Genomic DNA, 22,413 nt, shown 5'->3' with positions numbered 1-22,413 from the left:
CTGAGTACCCCGTCCCTTTGATACCCTGCATGCCCGGTGGCGGGTGTCTCAGGGACGGAGAACGTCAGTCTCACTATCGGTATTCTTCACAATAACTGAAGGGATTGGGACAACGGCTGTGCCAAATATCGGCTTGTGTCACACTTGACGGACCCTGGCGGCGCTTTTGGGAGTCGCTTGAGATTTATTTTGAATTTTCTTTTTCATATAAAGGAGTTACCCATGGCGCAAGAAACCATTTTCAGCAAAATCATCCGCAAGGAGATCCCCGCCGACATCCTTTATCAAGACGATCTGGTGACCGCGTTTCGCGATATCCAGCCCAAGGCCAAGACCCACATTCTGATCGTGCCGAACGTGCTGATCCCCACCGTCAACGACGTCGAGCCGGATCACGAGCTGGCCCTCGGTCGGATGTTTACCGTGGCCCGCAAGCTGGCGAGCGAGGCCGGGATCGCCGAAAACGGTTATCGCCTCATCATGAACTGCAATCGCCACGGCGGGCAGGAGGTCTATCACATCCACATGCATCTGGTCGGCGGTCAGCCGCTGGGACCGCTGCTCAGCCTGTGATGCGTCCCGCCTCTTTGACCGGTCTGCTGTTGGCCGGTCTGCTGCTGGGGGGCTGCGCCTCCCACTGGCAGGATATCTTCGTCTCCTATTCGGATCAGATGGTGCCCCTGCGCAACTTGCTGCTGCAGGGCAAGAGTGCCGAGGCGCTGCCCGAGGTGCGCGACTCCAAGCTGGGGGACGACACCTATGTGCTCGACCGCCTCGAGCAGGGGCGCATCGCCTGGCTAGCCGGGCAGGATGCGGGCAGCAAGCAGGCCTTCGCCGCCGCCGACAGCCGTCTCGCCTGGGAAGAGACCCAAGCCGAATACCGGGTTAGTCGTGGTCTGGCCCAGGCGGGCAGCCTGCTCACCAACGATCAGACCATGGCCTATCGGGTGCCCGACTACGAGCGCACCATGCTGCACCACTATCAGGCCCTCAATTATCTGCAGCGGGGGGATGCCGAGGGTGCCCTGGTGGAGGTGCGCCGCGCCAACCAGGTGCAGGAGCAGGCCCTCAGGGCGCGGGCCGACGAGGTGCGAGCGGTCAGACAGGAGGGGGACGATCCCAGCCCCGAGGGGCAGATGCGCCAGCTGATGTCGCGCGGGGCGCCGGATCTCGACCGGCTGATAGGCCAGGTGAAGAACGGCTTCCAGAATGCCTATACCTTCTATTTCTCCGGCGTGCTCTATGAGGCGAGCGGGGATCTCAACGATGCCTGGGTCGACTATCAGCGCGGCTATCAGATTGCGCCGGACAACCAGAGCCTGCAGGATGCCCTGCTGCGCCTCGCGGTGCTGCGCGGCTCCCCGGACGAGCTCAGGGCGACCGAGAAGAAGCTGGGCCGCAAGGCGCCGCCGCTGGCCAAACATCAGGGCCAACTGGTGGTGCTGTTTGAAGATGGCCTGATCCCGGCGCGGCGCGAGCTGTTCCTGCCGCTGCCCATCGCCACCTCCAACGGGGATTTTCGTACCTTTACCGTGGCGGTGCCCTATTACGACAACAGGGCCAGCGACACCGGGCCCCTGGCGGTGCGCGTGGGGAGTCGCCATGAGCAGACCAGCGCGCTGGTGCGGCTCGAGGCGCTGGCCGCCAAGGACTTGCAGGAGCGGCTGCCGGGCATGCTGACCCGCCAGGCGCTGCGGCTGCTGGCCAAGGAGCAGGTACGGCGCAGCGCCGCCAAGGAGGGGGGCGATGTGGGCAATCTGCTGGTCGGCATCTTCAACACCCTGTCCGAGCGGGCCGACACCCGCAGCTGGGTGACGCTGCCGGCCCAGGCCGCGAGCTGGCAGGGCATGTTGCCCGCCGGCGACGTGCAGCTCACCCTTGGTGCCGGCAGCGCCCTGCGCCAACTGCCGCTGACCATACATGAGGGGCGCACCACGCTAGTGTGGGTGCAGCGCCTCGGCAACCGTCTGACCACCCGGGTGATGCCGCTCTAGCGGCCGAGACCTGACTGTTTTTTGCCCTATCGTTCGCCCCCATCGGTGCGATCCCAAGGAGACGATGATGAAAGCCTACTGTGCGGCCCTCGGCTTGATGCTGCTGTTGTCAGCCTGTTCCACCAACACCTCCGGCGTGGCGCTCTATGCCCCGGCGGGGGGCGCGGCCCAGCTCGAGCAGCACCAGGATGTCGACGCGACCCTGACCGAGCAGAGCCGGCGCGAGCAGAACGGCCTGCTGCAGGTCAACGTGATCCTGACCAATACCCGGTCGGGGGACAACCCTCTGCAGTATCTGTTCTATTGGTATGATGGCAGCGGTCAGGAGGTGGCCAGCGATGGCCGCGGCTGGACCCCCATCAAGCTCCACGGCCATCAGAGCCGTACCCTGTCGGCCCTGGCGCCGAACCCGAGCGCCCAGGGATATCGGGTCTATGTACGCGAAGTGATTGAGGAATCGAACTGATGAAAATGAATCATGCCCTGCTGATCCTGAGCGGCGCCCTGCTGCTCGGCGGCTGCTCCAGCACCACCGTCAGCTATGGCGATGCGACCGAAACCGAGACGGTGACCGTGGACTACGGCTCGACCGACTTGCAAGCCATCGCCGACAAGATGGCGGACTCCATGCTGAGCTCTCCGGCGACGGCCGAGATCACCGCCGGTGGCCGTCCCGTGATGTTCATGGACGCCATTCGCAACAAGACCTCGGAGCACATCGACACCGAGGCCATCACCGACACCATCCGCACCAAGCTGCTGCGCGCGGGCAAGTTCCGCTTCGTCGACATGAGCAAGGTGAGCGCGGTCAAGCAGCAGCTCGAGTACCAGCAGGGCAGCGGCATGGTGGATCCCGCCTCCATGGTGCGCCTCGGCAAGCAGACCGGTGCCCGCTACATGGTCTATGGCAACCTGGCCAGCATCGTCAAGGACAACGGCAAGGTGAAGGACGTCTACTACCAGATGACCATGAACCTGATGGATCTGGAGAACGGCGAGCTGTTGTGGGCCGATCAGAAGGAAATCCGCAAGCAGGCGAAGACGTCGACCTTTGGCTGGTAAGGGGAGCGGGGCTGCCGGTCGTCCGGACAGGCAGTCCGGGGATCTGGCGGAGCTGACCCTGCTGGCCAGCCTGCCCGCGCCCTGGTGCCAGGGGCAATTGGAGCCCCTTAGCCTTGGCCTGACCAACTGCAACTACCGGCTGCGCCTCCCCTCGGGGCATAGCTATTTTTTGCGGTGCGGTCACCCGGATCCGGTGCGCCTCGGCATCGACCGCGCCACCGAATGGCAGCTCTATCGGGGCGCGGTAGGGCAGGGGCTGGCCTTGCCCTGCCATCACAGCGAACCGGCCAGCGGCCTGATGCTGCTGGACTGGTGCGACGAGCCGAACTGGCTGGTGGCGCCCCCACCGCCGGAGGCACAGCCGCGGCTGCTGGCCGGGGTGCTCGGCCGCATGCACCGGCTGCCGGTGCCGAGGGTGGTGATGGCGGTGCGGGCCCACGCGAGCGGTTATCGCACTCGCTTGGCCCATATCCCCGAGTGGCTGCCGGCGCTGGAGCGGGGCCTGCTCGCGAGCCGTGAGCCTGCCGATTGCTGGCTCCCTTGCCATCACGATCTCAATCCGGCTAACTTGTTGGGAAGCCGGCCCTGGGTCATCGACTGGGAGTATGGCGCCGCCGGTCATCCGGGTTTCGAGCTCGCCAGCATAGTGCGCACCCATGGCTGGAGCGAAGAGCAGTGGCGCCAGTTGGAGAGCTGCTATCTTGAAGGCTGGGAAGGCGCTTCTAAGCTGCTCAATGACAAGGGATTTCAAGCCGAGGCCTTCCTGCCATGGGTTGATTACATCGGCCTGCTGTGGGCCCTGTTGATGAGCGAGCAGCAGCCGGGACCCGATTATCAGTCACTGATCGACAACGGTCGGCGGCGGCTGGAATGAGGCAAGTCTGGCTCGAGCCGTGAGGAGACGCCTTCATGGGCTGGTTGATGTGGTAACTCGTGGATACTGAAAACATTCTCAATATTCGTCTCTGGGCCTGGGCCCGGTTCTTCACTGACAGGAGTCATGCATGCAGACCACCTTCTCATGGCGTCAACCCCGCAGCTGGAGCCTGTTGCTGCTCTGCCTGCTGCTGACGGGCTGTGCCACCCGGGTTATCTACTACTGGCTCGACTCGGCCATCGTCTGGCAACTGGACGATTACTTCTCCCTCGATCGCAGCCAGAAGCAGTTGCTGGATACGGAGGTAGAGGGTCTGATGCAGTGGCACCGCCAGCACGAGCTGCCGATCTATGCCAGGGATCTAGACGCCCTGGCCAAGGCGGTGGCTAGCCCCATGAGTCCGGCGCAGGTCTCGCGGCACATGGACAGGGTGGAGGGGAGCCTGACCCGCACCCTGGAGAATGCCATTCCCCGCACCGTGCGCCTCGCCAGCACCCTGACCGATGCCCAGGTGGCCCACTTCATGGGGGACAGGGTGAAGCGGCAGGAGGAGCGCCAGCACGACTTCGCCACCGAGTCCAAGACGGAGATGCTCAAGGGTTTTCGGGAGAAGATGAACGAGCGGCTGAAGTTCTGGATTGGCAAGGTCAAGCCGGCCCAGGAGCCGCTCATCGCCCAGTGGGCAGAGTGGCAATACGAGATGATGGGCCCCTGGCTCGAGTTTCAGGGGGCCTGGACCAAGGAGCTGGAACGGCTGATGAAACAGCGTCAGAGCCCGGCCTTTGGCAAGGAGCTGACCCGGCTGCTGCAACAGGGTGACGGCCTGATGGACGGGCGTTTCACCGGTTACACCGACCAGTCCCGCCAGCGCACCGTCCAGTGGCTGAGCGATCTGAGCCAGTCGATGGATCTTTCCCAGCGCGCCCACCTTTATACCCTGCTCAAGGACTATGCCGAGGACTTCGAGGGGATGATCCCGAAGGCTTGATGGGGGCCGCAATTTGGCACCGCAATTTGGCACAAGGGCGGCAGGCTGTATGGCCTGCCGCCCTTGTCCTTGCTGGAGGCCTATGATAGTTTGCCCGCTCAAGTTACCAGGAAATAACCCTTTTGAGCCTGTTGGACAAAGTGAAACTGGCGGCGATGACCCTGCTCATCACCCTCGCACTCTTGTTCTCTACCCTGTCGGTGGAGGGGCTCAAGGTATCTGGCAATCAGCCTGCATCCGAGCAGACGCTGGTGGTCCACGACGCCAGCAGCGGCGATGACGGCATCGTCAAGTTTGTCGGCTCCCACCAGAATCATCTGCTGCGCCTCGAGCACTCCTTGCTGCGCGACAACCTGCCAAAGAGCGTGGTCTACGAGCTGGTCCTGAGCTGGTCCCAGCAGGCCATCTTGCTGCTGCTGTGTGGCCTGCTGCTCTACGCCGCCCTGTTCTATCCCAAGCAGAGCTTCAGGGATAACTTCGCTACCATTCATAGCCGGCGCTTGCAGCGCCGACATCTGCAGTACCGCTTCTCCCAGAGTTTCCTCGCCTGACTCCGATGGGGTCAGACTGCCAACTGTTGCCTCATCCTCTCTCGTTAGCTGTTCACTTTTTGTGAACGGTTAGGCTGTCTCGTTTCATTTTTTTGTGCGCTGCAGACGCGTTGTTTGCCGCCGCCGCCTTCGCCTGACAGAGGCTTTTGCCATGACAAAAAAGAGTCGTACCATCTTGAACCGCATGAGTGTGTGGCAGTATGCCCTGCTGCTGCTCATGCTGGTCACCTTCGCATTTTATTCCCTGCCCACCTTCTTCGGTGAGCAGCCGTCCCTCGGCCTGCACGGTCAGCGCAGCCTGACCGAGGCGCAGCGTACCTTGTTCGCCGACCATCAGATCAACCTGCTCAAGGAGGTGCAACAGCCGGAGCGGGTCGAACTGGTGTTCGACAGCCAGGCCAGCCAGCAGCGTGCCAAGCAGTTGCTGGAGCAGCAGGGCTTCGAGAGCGCGGCCCTGACCCTGGAGTTCTACTCCAATGCCCCGACCTGGATAAGCCAGCTCGGCGCCGCTCCCATCAAGCTCGGGCTGGACTTGCGCGGCGGCTCCCAGCTGCTGATCGGGGTCGATCTCAGCTTCGTGATAGACAACCAGACCAAGAACCTAGTGGATACCCTGCGCACCCAGTTCCGCGAGGCGCGCCTGCGGGGCGCCAACGTGGCCCGGGTCGCGGAAGGGGAGGTGCGCATCGTCCTGCCCGAGGCGGCCGACCAGACCCCCTGGCTCAACATCATCCGGGATGCCGCCGGTACCCGTCAGGATCAGTGGACACAGAAGCGCAGCGGCAACGAGCTGCGGCTGGTAATGAGCGAGGCCGAGCGCACCCTGCTGGCCAACAACGCCGTGACCCAGAACCTGTCGATCCTGAAGAAGCGGATCAACGAGCTCGGTATCGTCGAGGCCTCGGTCCAGCGCCAGGGTCAGGACGGCATCCGCATCGAGCTGCCGGGGGTGCACAATCCCAAGCAGGCGAAAGAGGTGATAGGGGCCACCGCATCCCTGGCCTTCTACGAGGCCAAGCCGGACAGCAACTTCGTGATGGCTGATCGCAACGGCCAGTCGGTCGGCATGGCGCGAAAGCCGGTGCTGACCGGTGAGCACATCGTCGATGCCCGGGCGGGCATGGGGGAGATGGGTCAGCCCCAGGTGAGCATAGTGCTCGACAGCCTGGGGGGCAGCAAGATGAACCAGTTCAGCCGCCAGCACGTGGGCAAGCCGATGGCCACCGTCTTCACCGAATACAAGACCAATGCCCAGGGCAAGCTGCGCGCCCAGAGCGAGGTGATCAACGTCGCCACCATCCAGACCGCCCTCGGCAACCAGTTCCGCATCACAGGGCTTGCCAGCGTGCCGGAAGCCCAGGAGCTCGCCATGCTGTTGCGGGCCGGCGCCCTCACCGCGCCGCTCAAGATCCTGGAGGAGCGCAGCATAGGCCCGACTCTGGGTCTGCAGAACATCGAGGCGGGCTTCACCGCCCTGGCGTTCGGCATGGCCGGCATGATGCTGTTCATGATGGCCTGGTATCGCAAGTTCGGCTGGGTCGCCATCACCGCGCTCATCGGCAACCTGCTGATGCAGGTGGGGATGCTGGCGGTGCTGCCGGGGGCCGTGCTGACCCTGCCGGGGATCGCCGGACTGGTGCTCACCGTCGGCATGGCGGTGGATACCCACGTGCTGATCTTCGAGCGGATCAAGGACCGGCTGCGGGAGGGGGGGAGTCTGGCCAACGCCATCGATTTTGGCTATCGCTCCGCGTTCAGCACCATCTTCGATGCCAACATCACCACCCTGATCTGCGCCGTGGTGCTCTACTCCATCGGCTCGGGCCCGCTGCAGGGCTTCTCCATCACCCTGATCCTGGGGCTCATCTCCAGCATGGTGACCGGCATCTGGGGCACCCGCGCCATCATCAACCCCCTGTGGGGCAAGAGCAGCGCCAAGCTGCTGAGGGTATGACCATGACCAGAACCTTGCGTCATCACGCCGTGGCACCGCGCCGCGCCACCGGTTTCCCCCGAGGAAGCCAGAGTCACCTGTTGCCGAGGGAAGCACAATGCTGAGAATGATCGTTGCCATGGGGCTGACCCGCTGGCGTTATATCGGGCTGTGGATATCGGTGCTGCTGACCGTGGCGAGCATCGCGGTGCTCGCCATCAACGGCCTCTCCCTCGGGCTCGACTTCACCGGCGGCATCCTGCTGGAGTTTCGGATCCAGACCCTGAAGGAGGCCCATGAACTCAACGCCTTGCTGAGTGCCCCCCTGGCCGGGGCGGTGGAGCTGAGCGGCGCCGGTGTACCCGGCGAGTGGCTGATCAAGCTGCCCCCTCACGAGCTGCCCTGGCCGGCCGAAGAGCTGGCGGTGATGCTCGGCCAGCAACTGGCCCTGCCGGTGGAGCTGCTGCGCACCACCATAGTCGGGCCCCAGGTGGGCGCCGAGCTGTTCCAGCAGGGGATGCTGGCGGTGCTGGTGGCTTCTCTCGCCATCTCCATTTACCTGGCGGTGCGTTTCGAATGGCGCCAGGCCATCGGCATCCTGGTGTCGGTGCTGCACGACGGGCTGGTGGCGCTTGGGCTGCTGGCGCTGTTCAACATCGAGTTCGATCTCAACGTGATCGCGGGCCTGATGGCGGTGATCGGCTATTCCCTCAACGACAGCATCGTCATCTCGGACCGGCTGCGGGACCTGCTGAGTTCGCGCACCAAGATGGGGATCCACGAGTGCTCAGACGTGGCCATCAAGGCCACCTTCAGCCGCACCATGATCACCTCCGGCACCACCCTGTTCACCGTGGGCGCCCTGCTGCTGTTCGGCGGCGATGCGCTGTACGGTTTCTCCTTCACCCTGTTCGCCGGCATCCTGGTGGGCACCCTCTCCTCCATCACCGTGGCCTCCACCGTGCAGGAGCTGTTGGGTCTCTCGCCCCAGGCGTATCAGAAGAAGGAAGAGGAGACGCTGGGGGAGGCGGCCTGATGGCCTGATGTCAACCGGATGTCAAAACGGGCCCCTTGGGCCCGTTTTTTATGTCTGCGGTCTCGGCGCCCGGCTTAGAAACCCGATCCGGGCTGGCGCAGAAATGCGGTCTCCTCCGCGCTGTCGGCCCGCCCCAGGATGGCGTTACGGTGGGGGAAGCGGCCGAAGCGATCGACGATCACCTGATGGCGGCGGGCGAAATCCGCAAAGCCGGCGAAGGTGGCGTGGGCGGCGGTGTGAACCTGCTCACTCGCCAGCGCCTCGAACAGGGCCAGGCTTCTGGCCTGCTGCTCGCGGGACTCCGCGTGCTCGAGCGGCAGGTAGAAGAAGACCCGCGCCAGCGGGGAGAGGGACTTGTCCGCCCCAAGCGACAGCCCCTTGAGGCAGAGATCCCGCGCCTTGGCATCCTGGGCGAAGGCGGCGGGGGTGCCGCGGTGGATGTTGCGTGGCAGTTGGTCCAGCAGCAGGATCAGCGCGAGCCGGCCGGTGGGGACCTCGGCCCAGGACGCCAGGGTGCCGGCGGCCGCCGCTTCGGCCAGCTCGCCGAACCTGTGCGCCAGCAGGGCGTCGGTCTCGTCGCTCTTTCCCCACCAGAGCGGGGCCTGTCTTGCGGCGCGGTGGGCGTCATCGGCGTCATCACCAAACCAGAAATCGAGCAGAGGTTGCCAGGGTTGCATGGAAATTCCTTTGGCCAGGGGCTGGAGGGGGAAACAAGGCCAATTGACCCTGTTATGGGAGCTGCCTAACGGGCGGCTTCTCGCTACACTGTGCCATCTTTTGCCCGAAATAAGGAAGCCTCTGTGGTCGTAACGCCTGTGTTGGCTCTATCGGGCAAATTCACCATAGCGATGATAAGGAACACCTGATATGGCCGGAACCAGTTTGTTGGCCCTGCTCGACGACATTGCCAGCGTGCTCGATGACGTGGCCCTGATGACCAAGGCGGTGGCCAGGAAGAGCGTCAGCGTACCCGGACGTCAACACACTATTGCGATAAGGAACACCTGATATGGCTGGAACCAGTTTGTTGGCCCTGCTCGACGACATTGCCAGCGTGCTCGATGACGTGGCCCTGATGACCAAAATGGCCGCCAAGAAGACCGCCGGGGTCTTGGGGGACGATCTCGCCCTCAACGCCGAGCAGGTCTCCGGGGTGCGGGCCGAGCGGGAGCTGCCGGTGGTGTGGGCGGTGGCCAAAGGCTCGTTTCGCAACAAGTTGATCCTGGTGCCCGCCGCCATCGCCATCAGCGCCCTGGTGCCCTGGCTCATCACCCCCCTGCTGATGCTGGGGGGTGCCTACCTCTGCTTCGAGGGAGCGGAGAAGCTGGCCCACAAGTTTCTGCCCCACGATGCCGTTGACGGTGAGCAACACGCTGCTCCCATCCCTGACGATCTGTTGGCCTTCGAGCAGCAGAAGATAAAGGGGGCCATTCGCACCGACTTCATCCTCTCCGCCGAGATCATCGTCATCGCGCTCGGCACGGTGCAGGGCACCAGTCTCGGCCTGCAGATCGCCGTGGTGGCGGGCATAGCATTGCTGATGACGGTGGGGGTCTACGGCCTGGTGGGGCTCATCGTCAAGCTGGACGACATCGGCCTGCACCTGTTGCAAAAACCGGATGCCAGCGTGCTGCGCCGCGCGCTGGGACGCGGCCTGCTGGTGACGGCGCCTCGCCTGATGCACCTGCTGGCGCTGGTCGGCACCATCGCCATGTTCATGGTCGGCGGCGGCATTCTGGTCCATGGCTGGCCCTTCTTGCATCACCTGATTGAGGGCGTCGCCGCTAGCCTTGCCCCCCTGGCCGGGGTCGGCGCCGTGCTGGCCGTGGTGACGCCGACCCTGCTCAATGCGGTGGCGGGTGTGGTGGCGGGCATGGTGCTGGTGCTGGCCATGACCCTGGTGGGCAAGCTGACTCCCGTGAAATAACAGCGGCGGTCGCTCAGGAATCGTCCCCTGCCGACAGGGGGCGTCGCAGGTCGGATCTGCTGTTTGTTGACCAGAATGGGGGATAGGCAAGGGCCGGCCCCCTTCGTACTATTTGGCGGTCACTGCCCACAGAGGCGGGACGCCCACATGGACGCAAACAGACAAGGATAGTTATGACCAACACCCTCTGGCAGGATGACCACATCTATGCCGCCCCCGATTGCCCGGCGATCGACGCCGACTTCCAACGCGCCGCCGAGGCCCTGACCGAGATCACTACCCTGCTGGCCGCCTTGCCAGAGGCCCGGGACATCAACCCCTTGCGCCACCTGCTTCGGGCCATTCGCCGCCAGGCCAATGCCGTGAGGAGACAAGCCTGGAACAGCCAGACCTTCGCCTACAACCGGCTCAGCCGCAACGGCCGCGACGAGGCCGCCCGGGTGCTGCTCTCCCGCGGTCAACAGTTGCAGGCGAGGCTGGCCCAGCTCGTCAAGCCGGTGGCCCTGTTCTGGCTGAACGCCCCCGAGGATCAGGTGCGGGCCTTGCTGCAGGATCCCGAGCTGTTCGAGCTGGCCTACCTCATTCGCCACGATCGCCGGTTGCAGGATCAGGCCCTCTCCCTCGAGAGCGAGCAGCTGATCGAGGGACTGGCGGTGGACGGCCTGCAAGCCTGGGGGGATCTCTACGACAGCCTGGTGGCCAGACTCAGGCCAGAGGTGGCGGGGGAGCCTATGGGGCTGGCCCAGGCGGACAACCTGCTCTCCCATCCGGACAGGGCGCGGCGCGCCAGTGCCTGGCACGGCATTCAGGCCGCCTGGCAGGCGGAGCAGGAGACGGTGGCCGCCATCCTCAACGCCATCAACGGCTGGCGCCAGGAGCTGGCGGCCCAGCGTGGCAAGTCGCGCCAGCTCGATGCGCTGGATCTCTCCTGCCACCAGGGGCACCTGGAGCGCACCACCCTGGAGACCCTGATGACGCAGGCAGAAGCCCACAAGGCGCTGGGCAGACGGGCCCTGCGGGCCATGGCAAGTGCCCAGGGGATAACGGACTTCGCCCCCTGGGATCTCTATGCCCCGCCGCCCGCCGCGGCGCAGGTAAGGCTTGGCTTCGGACAGGCACTGACGCTGATTGCCGAGGCCTTCGCCGCCTTTGATCCCGAGATGGGGGCCTTCGCCCTCATGATGGCGGATCGGGGCTGGATCGATGCCGCACCGAGCGACAACAGGCGCTGCGGCGCCTATTGCACCGAGTATGCCGATCCCGCCGAGCCCCGGGTGTTCCTCACCTTCGAGGGCACCATGGACAACGTCATCACGCTCGCCCACGCCTGGCACAGCTGGCTGCTGCGGGACCTCCCTCTGGAGCAGCGGGACTACCCCATGACGCTGGCCGAGACCGCCTCCCTGTTTGCCGAAACCCTGGTGCGCGACGCGCTGCTCGCGCGCTCGCAGACCCGCGAGCAGCGCCTGGACATCGCCTGGATGGACGGGGAGCTGCTGCTCGACATCCCCTCCCGCTTCCACTTCGAACGGGCGCTGGTGGCAGGTCGGACCGAGGGGTATCTGGGGGCGGGCCAGCTGAGGGCCATGATGAAATCCGCAAAGCAGCAGTGGTATGGTGACACCCTCAGCCAATATGACGAGCTGTTCTGGGCCAGCAAGAGCCACTTCTCCATTGCCGAGTTCGGGTTCTACAACTACCCCTATCTGTTTGGCTACCTGTTCAGCCTGGGGCTCTATGCCCAGAAGGCGCGGGTTGGCGCCGACTTCGTGCCAGCCTATCGGGCGCTGCTCGCCGACACCGGCCGCATGAGCGCCGAGAGCCTGGTGGAGAAGCACCTGGGGGTCGACATTCGGGAACCCGCGTTCTGGGAGGAGAGTCTGCGCTCTGTCGAGGAGGCGGTGGAGCGTCTCGAGCGACTGGTGTAGTCGCGAACCTTCCTGGGTTCCGGGAGGAGAGTCTGCGCTATGTCGAGGAGGCGGTCAGCCGCCTCGAGCGGCTGGTGTAGTCGCCCACATTTGATCCGGCTGGTGTCGCAGCCAGCCTTGGTATTTCTGTTCGTGGCCCTGGGGCCACCCCTGTTTCACGACGGGCCGGACCCGTCTCTGACAATGAGCGTTCGATGCAACAACGAGTCTACCCACAGCAGTGGCAAAATCAGCACATCTACCCCTCCCTCGACAGCTGCGTGCTGGAGGCGGACATGAGCCTGGCTCGCGCCAGCCTGGCGGAATTGAGCTGTTTTATCGAGGGATTGGCCGGGGTGCAGGGTAACCAGCCGGCCCGGCAGGACTTCCTGCGGGAGGTACGCCTGCGGGCCCGGCGTATCCGCGAAATAGGCTGGAACATCGCCGTGCTGGCCGCCTGCAAGGGGAGCCAGGACGCCCGGGATCCCCTGGCCAAGCAGCTGGCCTCCCGCGCTCGTGCGCTCAACGCCGATCTGTTCAAGACCCTGGCGCCGGTGGAGGATCTGATGCTGGGGTTACCCGCGGCCGAGTTCGAGCGGCTGATGCAGGATCCCCTGCTGGGGGAGGAAGATTATCGCCTGCGCCACGAGCGGCGCCTGCAGGATCAGCGCCTGCCGGTGGAGGCCGAACAACTGGTGATTGGCCTTGGCACCGACGGCCTGCACGCCTGGGGCAACCTCTACAACGATCTGGTGGGCAAGATCCGCCTCGTTATCGATGGCCGTGAGATGGGGCTGGCCGAGGCGAGCAACCTGCTCTCCAGCCCGGATCGGGCACTGCGCCAAGAGGCCTTCGACGCCATCAGCGCCGGCTGGGAAGGGGAGCAGGAGACGGTCGCCGCCATCCTCAATGCCCTCAACGGCTGGCGGCTGGAGCTGGCACGCCAGCGCGGCAAGGTGCGAGCGCTGGATGCCCTGGATCTCTCCTGTCACCAGAGCCACATCGAGCGCGCCACCCTAGATACCCTGATGGCGGCGACCTATGGTGCCCGTGGGCTGGGCCAGCGGGCGCTGGGGCTGATGGCTGGCCGGCTGGGTATCGATGAGCTGGGGCCGGAGGACTTGTTCGCGCCGCCCCCGGCCGCTACCAGCCGCGCGATCCCGTTCGAGGAGGCCATCGATCTCATCTCTGCGGCCTTTGCCCGCTTCGATCCCGAGATGGGGGCGTTCGCCCGCATGATGGCCGAGCGCGGCTGGATCGATGCGGCACCCACCCCGAACCGGCGCACCGGCGCCTATTGCACCAAGTTTGCCGAGCCGGTGGAGCCGCGAGTGTTCGTCACCTACGCGGGCACCATGGACAACGTGATCACCCTGGCCCACGAGCTCGGCCATGCCTGGCACAACTGGCTCATTCGCGATCTGCCCATGAGCCAGCGTAGCTACCCCATGACCCTGGCGGAGACCGCCTCCATCTTCGCCGAGACCCTGGTGCGCAGCGCCCTGTTCGAGCTGGCCGACACCTCGGAGCAACGTCAGGCCATCGCCTGGGCCGAAGCGGACGGCGCCGCCACCTTCCTGCTCAACATCCCGGCCCGCTTTGACTTCGAGCAGGCGCTGGTGGCCGCCCGCGAGCAGGGCTACGTCTCGGCCGCGCGGCTCAGTGCCATGACGGACGAGGCCTGGGGCCGCTGGTACGAGGACAGCCTCGTCCGCTATCACCCCCTGTTCTGGGCCGCCAAGGCGCATTTTTCCATCGCGGGCTTCGGTTTTTACAACTATCCCTATCTGTTCGGCTACCTGTTCAGCCTCGGGGTCTATCACCGGCTGATGAGCCGCAAGGCCGCAGGGGAAGAGAATGTGGCCGAGGCCTATCGCGCCCTGTTGCGGGACACCGGCCGCATGAGCGCCGAAGATCTGGTCGAGAAACACCTGGGCCAGGATATCCGCGAGGCGGCGTTCTGGCAGGGCAGCCTGGCACTGGTGGAGGACGCCGTGGATCGCTTCGAGCACCTCTGCCGCTGAGACCGCTCATCCCGCAATAAGAAGCCGCCGGGCAGACTGTCTGCCCGGCGGTTTTTTTACGAGGGGTCTCCCGGTCGCACCGGTCCTACCAGCAGGGGGCGGGTCTGCAGGCTGGGATCCGGCTGGTAGCCGTTGAAGAAGAGATTCAGCAACACCGAGCTCAGGGTCGCCAGCAGGATGCCGCTGTGCAGCAATGGCTGCAGCGCCTCGGGAAAGCGCTGGAAGAAGTGCTCGGACACCGTGGGGATCATGCCTATTCCCAGGCTGATGGCGACGATGAACAGGTTGTGGCGATTGCCGGTGTAATCGGCCCGCGCCAGGATGCGGATGCCGGTGGCCAGCACCATGCCGAACATCACTATGCCGGCGCCCCCGAGCACGAAGGGCGGGATGGAAGCCACCATCAGCGACATCTTGGGGATGAGGCCGAAGGCGAGCAGGATCCCGCCCGACATCACGCAGACCCAGCGGCTCGCCACCCCGGTCACGCTCACCAGCCCGATGTTCTGGGAGAAGGAGGTGTGGGGGAAGCTGTTGAAGATGCCGCCGATGATGGTGCCGATGCCATCCACCCGCAGGCCGCGCACTATGTCGCCCCGGGTGGCCGGATGACCGACGATGTCGCCGAGGGCCAGAAACATCCCCATGGACTCGATGAAGGTGATCAGCATGATCACCGTCAGGGTGGCGATGGAGATGGGATCGAAGGTGGGCCAGCCGAAGGCGAACGGCACTATGGGGGCGAACCAGGCCGCCTCATCGAGGCCGGTCAGGCTCACCTCTCCCATGAAGATGGCGATGACAAAACCGAACAGTATGCCGAGCAGGACCGAGATGTTGGCGAAGAAGCCGCTGGCAAAGCGGGTCACCAGCAGGATGAAGGCGAGCACCAGGAAGCTGGTGCCGATGTAGAGCGGACTGCCGTACTCGGGATTGCCCTTGCCCCCCGCCATCCAGTCGATTCCCACCTGCATGATGCTGATCCCGATGGAGGTGATGACCACCCCGGTCACCACTGTGGGGAAGAGCGGCATCAGGCGGCCGATGAGGGGCACCAGCAGGGTGGAGATCACCCCGGCGGCGATGGTTGCCCCGAAGATGCCGGGCAACCCCAGCTCCGGGTTGCCGCCGATGGCGAGCATGGGCATGACGGCGGCGAAGGTGACCGACATGATGACCGGCAGGCGGATCCCGGCGAAGCGCCCTATCCCCAGGCATTGCAGCAGGGTGACGATGCCGCAGCAGAACAGATCCGCGCTGATGAGGTAGGAGATCTGCGCCTTGGGCAGCCCCAGGCTGCCGCCGACGACCAGCGGCACCGCCACGGCGCCCGCGTACATCACCAGCACATGCTGCAGGCCGAGGGTGAACAGCTGGCCGAGGGGGAGCACGCGCTCGACTTCGTCGACGGGCGGCGCCGTGGTGGCCTGATCGGCCTGTTGGGAGTTGATCTGGTGCATGAACCCTACTCCTTGCGGCCCGAGCATCTGTGGTCGGGCAGATGGTCCTGGCAGGCCCGCTCATGGCGGTCGCCGGGTGGCTGGGTGAGAGGGGTCGGCTGGCGATCGCCTCGTCAGGAGGGGGAGTGCACAAAACATGCTCAATAGGGGGGAGAGGGGCCAATCCGGCATGCGTCCTGCCGGTTTTGTGGCGAGGGTCACAAGGGTGAGCGGGGGAGGCGGCCAATCGTTTGCCTGGCTGGGTGTTGGGGTTATCAGATTGGTAGCGCGCCTATCATTCGGGGCGCGCTGGCTCTCAGTTTGATAGGGAGGGGGGCAATCTGGTTTCACTCGCAACCTGGGACGTGATCCAAAGCAAGAAAGTGGGATGTTTTGGTGGCGCACGGGCCCGCGGCTGGAGTAGGTTCGATAGAACCGACACAGTTTCCGAGGTCTTATCCATGATCATCTATCTGCATGGCTTTGATGCCACCAGCCCCGGCAATCATGAGAAAGTGCTGCAGTTGCAGTTTATCGATGATGATGTGCGTTTCGTGCACTACAGCACGGTTCACCCCCGCCATGATATGAGCCACCTGCTCAAAGAGGTGAAGAAGCAGCTCGACATGAGCACGGACCCCAAACCCCTCATCTGCGGGGTCGGGCTCGGCGGCTACTGGAGCGAGCGGATCGGTTTTCTGTGCGGCATCAAGCAGGTGATCTTCAACCCCAATCTCAACCCGGCGCAAAACATGCAGGGCAAGATAGACAGGCCGGAAGAGTACGACGATATCGGCACCAAGTGTGTAACCGAATTTCGTAATAAAAATTCAGGGAACTGCCTGTGCATCCTTTCCGTCCAGGATGAAATCCGCGATAATCGTGAGACTGAACGTGAGCTGAAGAATTATTACGACATCGTGTGGGATGAGCGCGAGACCCATAAATTCAAGAACATCTCGCATCACCTGCAGCGGATGAAGGCCTTCAAGGAAGCCTGAGCCATCACGTCGACCGTTTTCGTTTCAGGGAGCCGGTGGCTCCCTTTCGTTTTGAGGAACCAAGGGAAATTATCATGATGAATATTGTCGTTGTCGGTGGTGGCGCCGGTGGTCTGGAGCTTGCGACCAGCCTGGGCCGCAAGCTGGGCAAGAAGAACAAGGCCAAGGTCACCCTGGTGGATCGCAACCGTACCCACCTGTGGAAGCCCCTGCTGCACGAGGTCGCCACCGGCTCCATGGATGCGGGCATCGATGCCCTGAGCTACCAGTCCCATGCCAAGAATCACGGCTTCGACTTCCAGCTCGGCAGCCTGACCGACATCAAGCGCGACGAGAAACGCATCGTGCTGGCGCCTATTCACGACGAGAACGGCGAGCTGGTGGTGCATGAGCGGGAACTGGCCTACGACGTGCTGGTGATGGCCATCGGCTCCGTCTCCAACGACTTCAACACCAAGGGTATCAAGGATCACTGCATCTTCCTGGACAGCCCCTCCCAGGCCCATCGCTTCTACAACAGCATGATGAACCGCTTCCTGCAGTTCGCCACCGAATATAAGCCTGGCGACAAGGTGAAGATCGCCATCGTCGGCGGCGGCGCCACCGGGGTCGAGCTCTCCGCCGAGCTGTACAATGCGGTCGAGCAGCTCTATGCCTACGGCTTCAAGAATCTCACGACTGATAGTTTGAAGGTGACCCTGGTGGAAGCGGGCCCCCGCATCCTGCCGGCGCTGCCTGAGCGCATCAGCGGCGCCGCTCATCAGGAGCTGGTCAAGCTCGGGGTGGACGTGCGCACCGCCACCATGATCACCGAAGCCACCAGCGATGGGCTGCACACCAAGGATGGCGAGCTGATTGAAGCAGACCTGATGGTATGGGCGGCCGGCATCAAGGCGCCGGACTTCATGAAGGACATCGCCGGGCTCGAGACCAACCGCATCAACCAGCTGGTGGTGAAAGAGACCCTGCAGACCACCCGTGACGAGAACATCTTCGTCATCGGCGACTGCGCGGCCTGTCCGCAGCCGGATGGCAAGTTCGTGCCGCCGCGCGCCCAGTCCGCCCACCAGATGGCGAGCCAGGCGTTCAAGAACATCCTGGCCAAGATGGATGGCGGTGAGCTCAAGCCCTACCTCTATCATGACCACGGCTCCCTGGTCTCTTTGAGCCGCTTCTCCACCGTAGGCAGCCTGATGGGCAACCTGATGCGTGGCTCCATGATGGTGGAAGGCTACCTCGCGCGCATGGTGTACATCTCCCTGTACCGGATGCACCAGGTCGCCCTGCACGGCTACATCAAGACCGGCCTCATCATGCTGGTGGGCCGCATCAACCGGGTGCTGCGCCCGAGCATGAAGCTGCACTGACAAGTGACGGCTTGCCCTGCAAGCCCGCGACACCAGAAGGAGAGGCCAGCGCCTCTCCTTTTTTATGGGCGCTCGGCAGCGCCGATAGCGGGGCCCCGTCGCTGGCGGCATGCGCACAGATGCCCTTATCGAGTGACAGGCTATTAGCACCGGAGGGATGTTGCCGGCGGGCTGTTTGGGGTAGTCTGGAGCCCATTGTCACAACTGGAGTTTATGATGATCCTCTCGACGACCCCCACCCTGGAAGGCAGAACCATTCGCGAATACCGCGGCATCGTGGTGGGCGAGGCCATCCTTGGCGCCAATATCTTCAAGGATCTGTTCGCCGGCATTCGCGACATCATCGGCGGCCGCTCCGGCGCCTATGAAAAGGAGCTGGCCCGCGCTCGCGAGATCGCCTTCGAGGAGCTGAAAGAGCGGGCCGAGGCGCTCGGCGCCAACGCCGTGGTCGGCATCGACATCGACTACGAGGTGGTGGGCCAGAACGGCAGCATGCTGATGGTCAGCATCAGCGGCACCGCCGTGGTGGTCTAAGCCGGGTCACCGACCAGCAGAGAGCCGATCGCGAGATCGGCTTTTTTATTGGGGGACGGCGGCGGTGTCGGCGGGATGTCGACGGGAGAGGCGGGGACTGGCCCCGTGGCCATTTTTCGGCGCCTGATGAGTGCCTTAACGCCGGGAAAGGGGGAAGGTCAGGGCTGTTATTGTTCAGTATTGGTATGCAATTTGTGAGAGTCGTTTAGTTTTTTTAAACAAAAATGGGCCCGTGAGTGCGATTTCCCGCCCTTGTCTGGCGGTGAAAGGCCGCAGTAGGATGAAACCTGGCGTCGGGATGGCATCTCCCGGCGGTGTTCACCCCATATGGCAGGGCTGCATCCATGACTTTACTCAAGCCGCCGGGGCTCAAACCCGGCGACACCATCGGTTTCTTCTCCCCCTCCAGCGCGGCCACCGCCTGGTCGCCAAACCGTTTTGCTCGCGCCAAGGCTTATCTGGCGGCGCAGGGCTTTGCACTCAAGGCGGACAGCCTCACCGGCCAGCAGGATCACTGGCGCTCCGGCGCCATCGCGGCGCGGGCCGCCGAGCTCAATGCGCTTATCTGCGACCCCAAGGTGCGCGCCATCATGTCGGTCATCGGCGGCAGCAATTCCAACGCCCTGCTGCCCTATCTCGATTACGAGGCGCTTAAAAAAGATCCCAAGATCCTCATCGGCTACTCGGACGTGACGGCGCTGCTGCTCGGCATCCATGCCCAAACCGGGCTGGTCACCTTCTACGGTCCGGCGCTGGTGGCCTCGTTCGGGGAGCTGCCGCCCCTGGTGGACGAGACCCTGGCCGGGTTCAACCAGATTTGCCAGGCAGGTGGCGCCGCCGTGCCCCACACAGTGCCGACCCCGAGCCACTGGACCGACGAGCGGCTGGATTGGGAGCACCAGACCCGGGCCAAGGCGTGCCGGCCCAACCGGTTAGTCTCGGTGGGGTCGGGCAAGGTGCGGGGCCGGCTGATGGGTGGCAACCTCAACACCCTGGCGGGGATCTGGGGCTCCGCTTACATGCCGCCGATTGAAACTGGGGATATTCTGCTGCTGGAGGACAGCCTCAAGACGGCGGAGACGGTGGAACGCTCTTTTACCCACCTCAAGCTGTGCGGGGTGTTCGATCGCATCGGCGCCCTGGTGCTCGGCAAGCACGAGCTGTTTGATGATCAGGGCAGCGGCAAGCGGCCGCTCGACCTCCTGCTGGAGGTGGTGGGGGTGCCTAGCTTCCCCATACTGGCGGAGTTTGACTGCGCCCACACCCACCCCATGCTGACCCTGCCGCTCGGTATCCAGGCCGAGCTGGATGTGGATAACCAGTGCCTGACGCTGTGCGAACCCTGGCTGCGATAGTGGGAAAGAGAGATAAAAGAGGCCGCATCAGCGGCCTCTTTTATTGGTCGGGGATCAGGGCAGGGGATCGGCCCTGATGGTATTGCAAAGATCTGTGGCCCTCGTGTCTCAATCGATCAGGGCAATGCATCGGCTCGGAAGCTCGCGCGGATCTGCGGCACCAGGGGCGAGGGATCGAAGCCTTTCTCCTCCCCCAGCACCGGGTGGAGCAGGGCCAGTGCCGGGATGGGGGTGAGATCACCGGCCAGCAGCGCTCGGGTGGCCTGGCCCATCTGGTAGAGCTGGCGCACCGGCGCGAACTGGCGCTCGAGTGACAGGGCGCCGTCGCTGCGGGTGAAGGCCATCATGGGGATCTGGTAGGCGGCATCCCGCGCCGGCTTGTCGCCGTGAATGCCCTTGCCCGCCGACATCAAAAACGGCTGGTGATCGCCGAAGGCCACCACCAGATAGCGTTTGCCGGATTGGTCCAGCGTCTTGAGCAGCCGCTCAAGCGACGCCATGGCATCCACCACCCCGGTGTAGTAGGTGTTGAGCCGCTGCCGGTCGGCCTCGCTCTGATCCGGGCAGGCCTTGTCCATCTGCTGGGCGTGATAGCGATCTCCGTCGAAGGGGCCGTGACCCTGCATGGTGACCGCGTAGGCAAACAGCGGCTGGCTGTCTTGCTCGCTGCGTTTGAGCAGGTGGGAGATCAGCGCATCGTCCGAGATGTAGAGCCCCTTGTGCTCGAGGCTGGTGAAGCGGGTGTCGAACCAGCGCTCCTCGTAGCCCAGCGCCGGTATGGCCTTGGCCCGGCCCCAGAACTTCTCCACATAGGGGTGGGCGAACAGGGTCTGGTAGCCGCTCTGCTTGGCCGTCTGCGCGAGCCCAGGCACCTTGTCCGACAGGTAGTAGTAGGGCACCACCCCCTGCTTGAGCAGGCCCACCGGCAGGCCGGTGTTCATCTCGAACTCCGCCAGCACCGTCATGCCGCCGGTGGTGGGGGAGTGGATGGTCTTGTGCCACTGGGCTACCCCGACGGGCAGGCTCAGGGTCGGGGCGGGGGCGCAGATCTTGCCCTGCCAGTCGAGCCAGAGCGACTCGTATTGCAGCACGATCACCAGATCGAAGCGGGGGGACCGGCGCTGGGCCGACTGGACGGGATCCCGGTGACCGAGCTCCGGGGTGCGCTCGTTGATCTGCAAGGGATAGCGGAAGATGTTGCCGCTTTGCAGCATCTCATCCACCAGGCTGAACAGGTAGAGGCCGGGACCGGAGCGGATGATGTCCCTGTGGTAGTTCACCGCCCTGTCCACATAGCGTACGTTGGCCCCCAGCAGCTTGTTGCCGGTCTGGGTGGCAAACACGCAAAGCGCAAAGAAGGCGGCGGTGGCGGCCGTTGTACGCAACAAGCCGCGCAGGATCCGGCGTGACAAGCCTAAGCGCCAGCACACAAACAGCAACCCCAGGACGCCGAGCACCGGCAACACCGGGTGCTGATCGAGCAGGATATGCACCAGCGCCAGCAGGTTGCCGAGATCATCCCCCCCGAGCGGCACCCCGTAGATGGCGATCTTCATGAAGTTGGCGAGCAGGGCGATGCCGGACAGGGCGGTGAACACCAGCCCCATGTAGAGGTTGAAGCCCGCCAGGGCGCACAGGCTCCAGCCCAGCACCATGCTGCCCCAGGCCAGGTAATAGTGCTCGGTGCGAAAATCGGACCAGAGCAGAAATTCCCCCAGCTTGAACACCACGAAGCCGTGCAGCAGCACGAAGGTGAGGTTGCCGAGCAGCAGGCTGCCAATCACCCGGGCGCCGCGGCTCTGGCGCAGCCGTGGCAGCAGCGCCCTGAGTGTGCCGGCGCTCACCAGCAGTACCAGCAGCAGGCTGACCATCAGATAGATCAGGTTGAAGCCGCGCTCAGGCAGGGTCTGCAGGATCTGGCTGTACTCGCCACTCTCGGGCCTATCCTTGAGCAGCAGGCCGATGCGCAGCTGGTAGCGGCTGTCCAGGGCATCATCCGGCGCCCTGAGCGTGCTGTTGAGATCCAGGGTGCAGCGGTTCTGGCGGCACTTCTGGCGCTTCTCTGCCGCCTGACTCAGCTGATCGATGCGAAGGCCTTTGTCGTTGAGCAGCTCGACCCGCACCTTGTCCCCCTCCTGCAATGGCTTGAGCAGCTGCCACTGGCTGCGCACCACCAGATAGAGACCACGACTGTCACTCTTGTAGAGCAGACTGTGACGGTTGAGGGTGGCGAGCGGCTGATCGGCGGGTCCCAGGATCAGCGGCTGGGCGCGTCCGAGCCAACTACCGGGGTTGAGCACCGGCAGGGCCAGGGTCAGCAGCAGCAGGGCGGCCAGCAGGCCAAACAACAACCTGGCCAGGGGCGATGAAGGGGGGACGCTGCGAGCCGGAGCGGGGGCATTCATAAGGAGCTCATCC

At 64.2% G+C, this 22,413-nt stretch carries 20 protein-coding genes; 17 read left to right on the top strand and 3 right to left on the bottom strand.

Going from position 1 to position 22,413, the window contains the following annotated elements; genetic code table 11:
* Positions 1-222 precede the first annotated feature (222 nt).
* The 9 genes from hinT (at position 223) to secF (ending at position 8,441) form a co-directional block, all read left to right on the top strand.
* On the top strand, positions 223-573 hold the full coding sequence (hinT, locus tag ACZ9IL_RS09470) for a purine nucleoside phosphoramidase (protein ID WP_033129807.1): 351 nt from the start codon (positions 223-225) through the stop codon (positions 571-573).
* Positions 573-1,994 (top strand): COG3014 family protein, encoded by a 1,422-nt coding sequence (locus ACZ9IL_RS09465; protein WP_476003282.1) that lies wholly within the window; start codon positions 573-575, stop codon positions 1,992-1,994. Before hinT ends, ACZ9IL_RS09465 begins: the two co-directional genes overlap by 1 nt.
* A gap of 67 nt (positions 1,995-2,061) precedes the next feature.
* Entirely contained in the window at positions 2,062-2,460 is a 399-nt protein-coding gene (locus tag ACZ9IL_RS09460; RefSeq protein WP_476003281.1) for a YcfL family putative periplasmic lipoprotein, read from the top strand.
* Positions 2,460-3,056, top strand: a complete 597-nt coding sequence (lpoB, locus tag ACZ9IL_RS09455) for a penicillin-binding protein activator LpoB (RefSeq protein ID WP_476003280.1) — start codon at positions 2,460-2,462, stop codon at positions 3,054-3,056. Before ACZ9IL_RS09460 ends, lpoB begins: the two co-directional genes overlap by 1 nt.
* Before the next feature lie 43 nt (positions 3,057-3,099).
* Complete coding sequence (locus ACZ9IL_RS09450; protein ID WP_476005333.1) at positions 3,100-3,930, top strand: phosphotransferase; 831 nt, start codon at positions 3,100-3,102, stop codon at positions 3,928-3,930.
* 130 nt (positions 3,931-4,060) lie between these two features.
* On the top strand, positions 4,061-4,921 hold the full coding sequence (locus ACZ9IL_RS09445; protein WP_476003279.1) for a DUF6279 family lipoprotein: 861 nt from the start codon (positions 4,061-4,063) through the stop codon (positions 4,919-4,921).
* Positions 4,922-5,043: 122 nt separating this feature from the next.
* Positions 5,044-5,472 (top strand): hypothetical protein, encoded by a 429-nt coding sequence (locus ACZ9IL_RS09440; protein WP_476003278.1) that lies wholly within the window; start codon positions 5,044-5,046, stop codon positions 5,470-5,472.
* Between the two features lie 151 nt (positions 5,473-5,623).
* Positions 5,624-7,426: a protein translocase subunit SecD gene (secD, locus tag ACZ9IL_RS09435; protein ID WP_476003277.1), complete on the top strand. Its 1,803-nt coding sequence runs from the start codon at positions 5,624-5,626 to the stop codon at positions 7,424-7,426.
* A 97-nt stretch (positions 7,427-7,523) separates the two neighbouring features.
* Complete coding sequence (gene secF, locus ACZ9IL_RS09430) at positions 7,524-8,441, top strand: protein translocase subunit SecF (protein ID WP_476003276.1); 918 nt, start codon at positions 7,524-7,526, stop codon at positions 8,439-8,441.
* A 74-nt stretch (positions 8,442-8,515) separates the two neighbouring features.
* Here the strand turns inward: secF and ACZ9IL_RS09425 are convergent, their stop codons facing one another.
* Positions 8,516-9,118 (bottom strand): DUF924 family protein, encoded by a 603-nt coding sequence (locus ACZ9IL_RS09425; protein WP_476003275.1) that lies wholly within the window; start codon positions 9,116-9,118, stop codon positions 8,516-8,518.
* A gap of 190 nt (positions 9,119-9,308) precedes the next feature.
* On the opposite strand from ACZ9IL_RS09425, the gene ACZ9IL_RS09420 reads away from it, so the two are divergent.
* The 4 genes from ACZ9IL_RS09420 to ACZ9IL_RS09405 all read left to right on the top strand — a co-directional run bounded on the left by ACZ9IL_RS09420 (position 9,309) and on the right by ACZ9IL_RS09405 (position 14,299).
* Positions 9,309-9,449: a hypothetical protein gene (locus ACZ9IL_RS09420; RefSeq protein WP_476003274.1), complete on the top strand. Its 141-nt coding sequence runs from the start codon at positions 9,309-9,311 to the stop codon at positions 9,447-9,449.
* A gap of 1 nt (position 9,450) precedes the next feature.
* Positions 9,451-10,368, top strand: a complete 918-nt coding sequence (locus ACZ9IL_RS09415) for a DUF808 domain-containing protein (RefSeq protein WP_476003273.1) — start codon at positions 9,451-9,453, stop codon at positions 10,366-10,368.
* Between the two features lie 173 nt (positions 10,369-10,541).
* Positions 10,542-12,296, top strand: coding sequence for a M3 family oligoendopeptidase (locus ACZ9IL_RS09410; protein WP_476003272.1), 1,755 nt, complete (start codon positions 10,542-10,544; stop codon positions 12,294-12,296).
* A 194-nt stretch (positions 12,297-12,490) separates the two neighbouring features.
* Positions 12,491-14,299 carry a M3 family oligoendopeptidase gene (locus ACZ9IL_RS09405; RefSeq protein ID WP_476003271.1) on the top strand — a complete coding sequence of 603 codons (1,809 nt, stop codon included), beginning with the start codon at positions 12,491-12,493 and terminating at the stop codon, positions 14,297-14,299.
* Positions 14,300-14,355: 56 nt separating this feature from the next.
* On the opposite strand, the gene ACZ9IL_RS09400 is transcribed toward ACZ9IL_RS09405, so the two are convergent.
* Positions 14,356-15,759, bottom strand: coding sequence for a nucleobase:cation symporter-2 family protein (locus ACZ9IL_RS09400; RefSeq protein WP_042642533.1), 1,404 nt, complete (start codon positions 15,757-15,759; stop codon positions 14,356-14,358).
* A 440-nt stretch (positions 15,760-16,199) separates the two neighbouring features.
* Here ACZ9IL_RS09400 and ycfP point away from each other — a divergent pair, with 440 nt between their 5' ends.
* From ycfP to ACZ9IL_RS09380, 4 genes are all read left to right on the top strand, one after another.
* Positions 16,200-16,739 carry an alpha/beta hydrolase YcfP gene (gene ycfP, locus ACZ9IL_RS09395; protein WP_476003270.1) on the top strand — a complete coding sequence of 180 codons (540 nt, stop codon included), beginning with the start codon at positions 16,200-16,202 and terminating at the stop codon, positions 16,737-16,739.
* A 74-nt stretch (positions 16,740-16,813) separates the two neighbouring features.
* Positions 16,814-18,106 (top strand): NAD(P)/FAD-dependent oxidoreductase, encoded by a 1,293-nt coding sequence (locus tag ACZ9IL_RS09390; protein WP_476003269.1) that lies wholly within the window; start codon positions 16,814-16,816, stop codon positions 18,104-18,106.
* A gap of 216 nt (positions 18,107-18,322) precedes the next feature.
* Positions 18,323-18,640: a heavy metal-binding domain-containing protein gene (locus ACZ9IL_RS09385; protein ID WP_476003268.1), complete on the top strand. Its 318-nt coding sequence runs from the start codon at positions 18,323-18,325 to the stop codon at positions 18,638-18,640.
* A 344-nt stretch (positions 18,641-18,984) separates the two neighbouring features.
* Positions 18,985-19,995 carry a S66 family peptidase gene (locus ACZ9IL_RS09380; protein WP_476003267.1) on the top strand — a complete coding sequence of 337 codons (1,011 nt, stop codon included), beginning with the start codon at positions 18,985-18,987 and terminating at the stop codon, positions 19,993-19,995.
* Between the two features lie 116 nt (positions 19,996-20,111).
* Here ACZ9IL_RS09380 and ACZ9IL_RS09375 read toward each other — a convergent pair whose 3' ends face one another.
* Positions 20,112-22,400, bottom strand: coding sequence for an LTA synthase family protein (locus tag ACZ9IL_RS09375; RefSeq protein ID WP_476003266.1), 2,289 nt, complete (start codon positions 22,398-22,400; stop codon positions 20,112-20,114).
* Between the last annotated feature and the right edge of the window lie 13 nt (positions 22,401-22,413).

The sequence above is a fragment of the Aeromonas sp. TECH754 genome (assembly GCF_056279295.1).
Note: the sequence above shows the minus strand (reverse complement) of the source record. Positions and strands in the feature narration are given on the sequence as shown.

Excerpts from the sequence above, each read along its gene's own strand:
- ACZ9IL_RS09410 (WP_476003272.1), top strand. The coding sequence starts at position 10,542 with ATGACCAACACCCTCTGGCAGGATGACCACATCTATGCCGCCCCCGAT.
- ACZ9IL_RS09445 (WP_476003279.1), top strand. The coding sequence starts at position 4,061 with ATGCAGACCACCTTCTCATGGCGTCAACCCCGCAGCTGGAGCCTGTTG.
- ycfP (WP_476003270.1), top strand. The coding sequence starts at position 16,200 with ATGATCATCTATCTGCATGGCTTTGATGCCACCAGCCCCGGCAATCAT.
- ACZ9IL_RS09400 (WP_042642533.1), bottom strand. The coding sequence starts at position 15,759 with ATGCACCAGATCAACTCCCAACAGGCCGATCAGGCCACCACGGCGCCG.
- hinT (WP_033129807.1), top strand. The coding sequence starts at position 223 with ATGGCGCAAGAAACCATTTTCAGCAAAATCATCCGCAAGGAGATCCCC.
- ACZ9IL_RS09380 (WP_476003267.1), top strand. The coding sequence starts at position 18,985 with ATGACTTTACTCAAGCCGCCGGGGCTCAAACCCGGCGACACCATCGGT.
- ACZ9IL_RS09465 (WP_476003282.1), top strand. The coding sequence starts at position 573 with ATGCGTCCCGCCTCTTTGACCGGTCTGCTGTTGGCCGGTCTGCTGCTG.
- ACZ9IL_RS09390 (WP_476003269.1), top strand. The coding sequence starts at position 16,814 with ATGATGAATATTGTCGTTGTCGGTGGTGGCGCCGGTGGTCTGGAGCTT.
- secD (WP_476003277.1), top strand. The coding sequence starts at position 5,624 with ATGACAAAAAAGAGTCGTACCATCTTGAACCGCATGAGTGTGTGGCAG.
- secF (WP_476003276.1), top strand. The coding sequence starts at position 7,524 with ATGCTGAGAATGATCGTTGCCATGGGGCTGACCCGCTGGCGTTATATC.
- lpoB (WP_476003280.1), top strand. The coding sequence starts at position 2,460 with ATGAAAATGAATCATGCCCTGCTGATCCTGAGCGGCGCCCTGCTGCTC.
- ACZ9IL_RS09405 (WP_476003271.1), top strand. The coding sequence starts at position 12,491 with ATGCAACAACGAGTCTACCCACAGCAGTGGCAAAATCAGCACATCTAC.
- ACZ9IL_RS09460 (WP_476003281.1), top strand. The coding sequence starts at position 2,062 with ATGAAAGCCTACTGTGCGGCCCTCGGCTTGATGCTGCTGTTGTCAGCC.
- ACZ9IL_RS09420 (WP_476003274.1), top strand. The coding sequence starts at position 9,309 with ATGGCCGGAACCAGTTTGTTGGCCCTGCTCGACGACATTGCCAGCGTG.
- ACZ9IL_RS09425 (WP_476003275.1), bottom strand. The coding sequence starts at position 9,118 with ATGCAACCCTGGCAACCTCTGCTCGATTTCTGGTTTGGTGATGACGCC.
- ACZ9IL_RS09375 (WP_476003266.1), bottom strand. The coding sequence starts at position 22,400 with ATGAATGCCCCCGCTCCGGCTCGCAGCGTCCCCCCTTCATCGCCCCTG.
- ACZ9IL_RS09385 (WP_476003268.1), top strand. The coding sequence starts at position 18,323 with ATGATCCTCTCGACGACCCCCACCCTGGAAGGCAGAACCATTCGCGAA.
- ACZ9IL_RS09415 (WP_476003273.1), top strand. The coding sequence starts at position 9,451 with ATGGCTGGAACCAGTTTGTTGGCCCTGCTCGACGACATTGCCAGCGTG.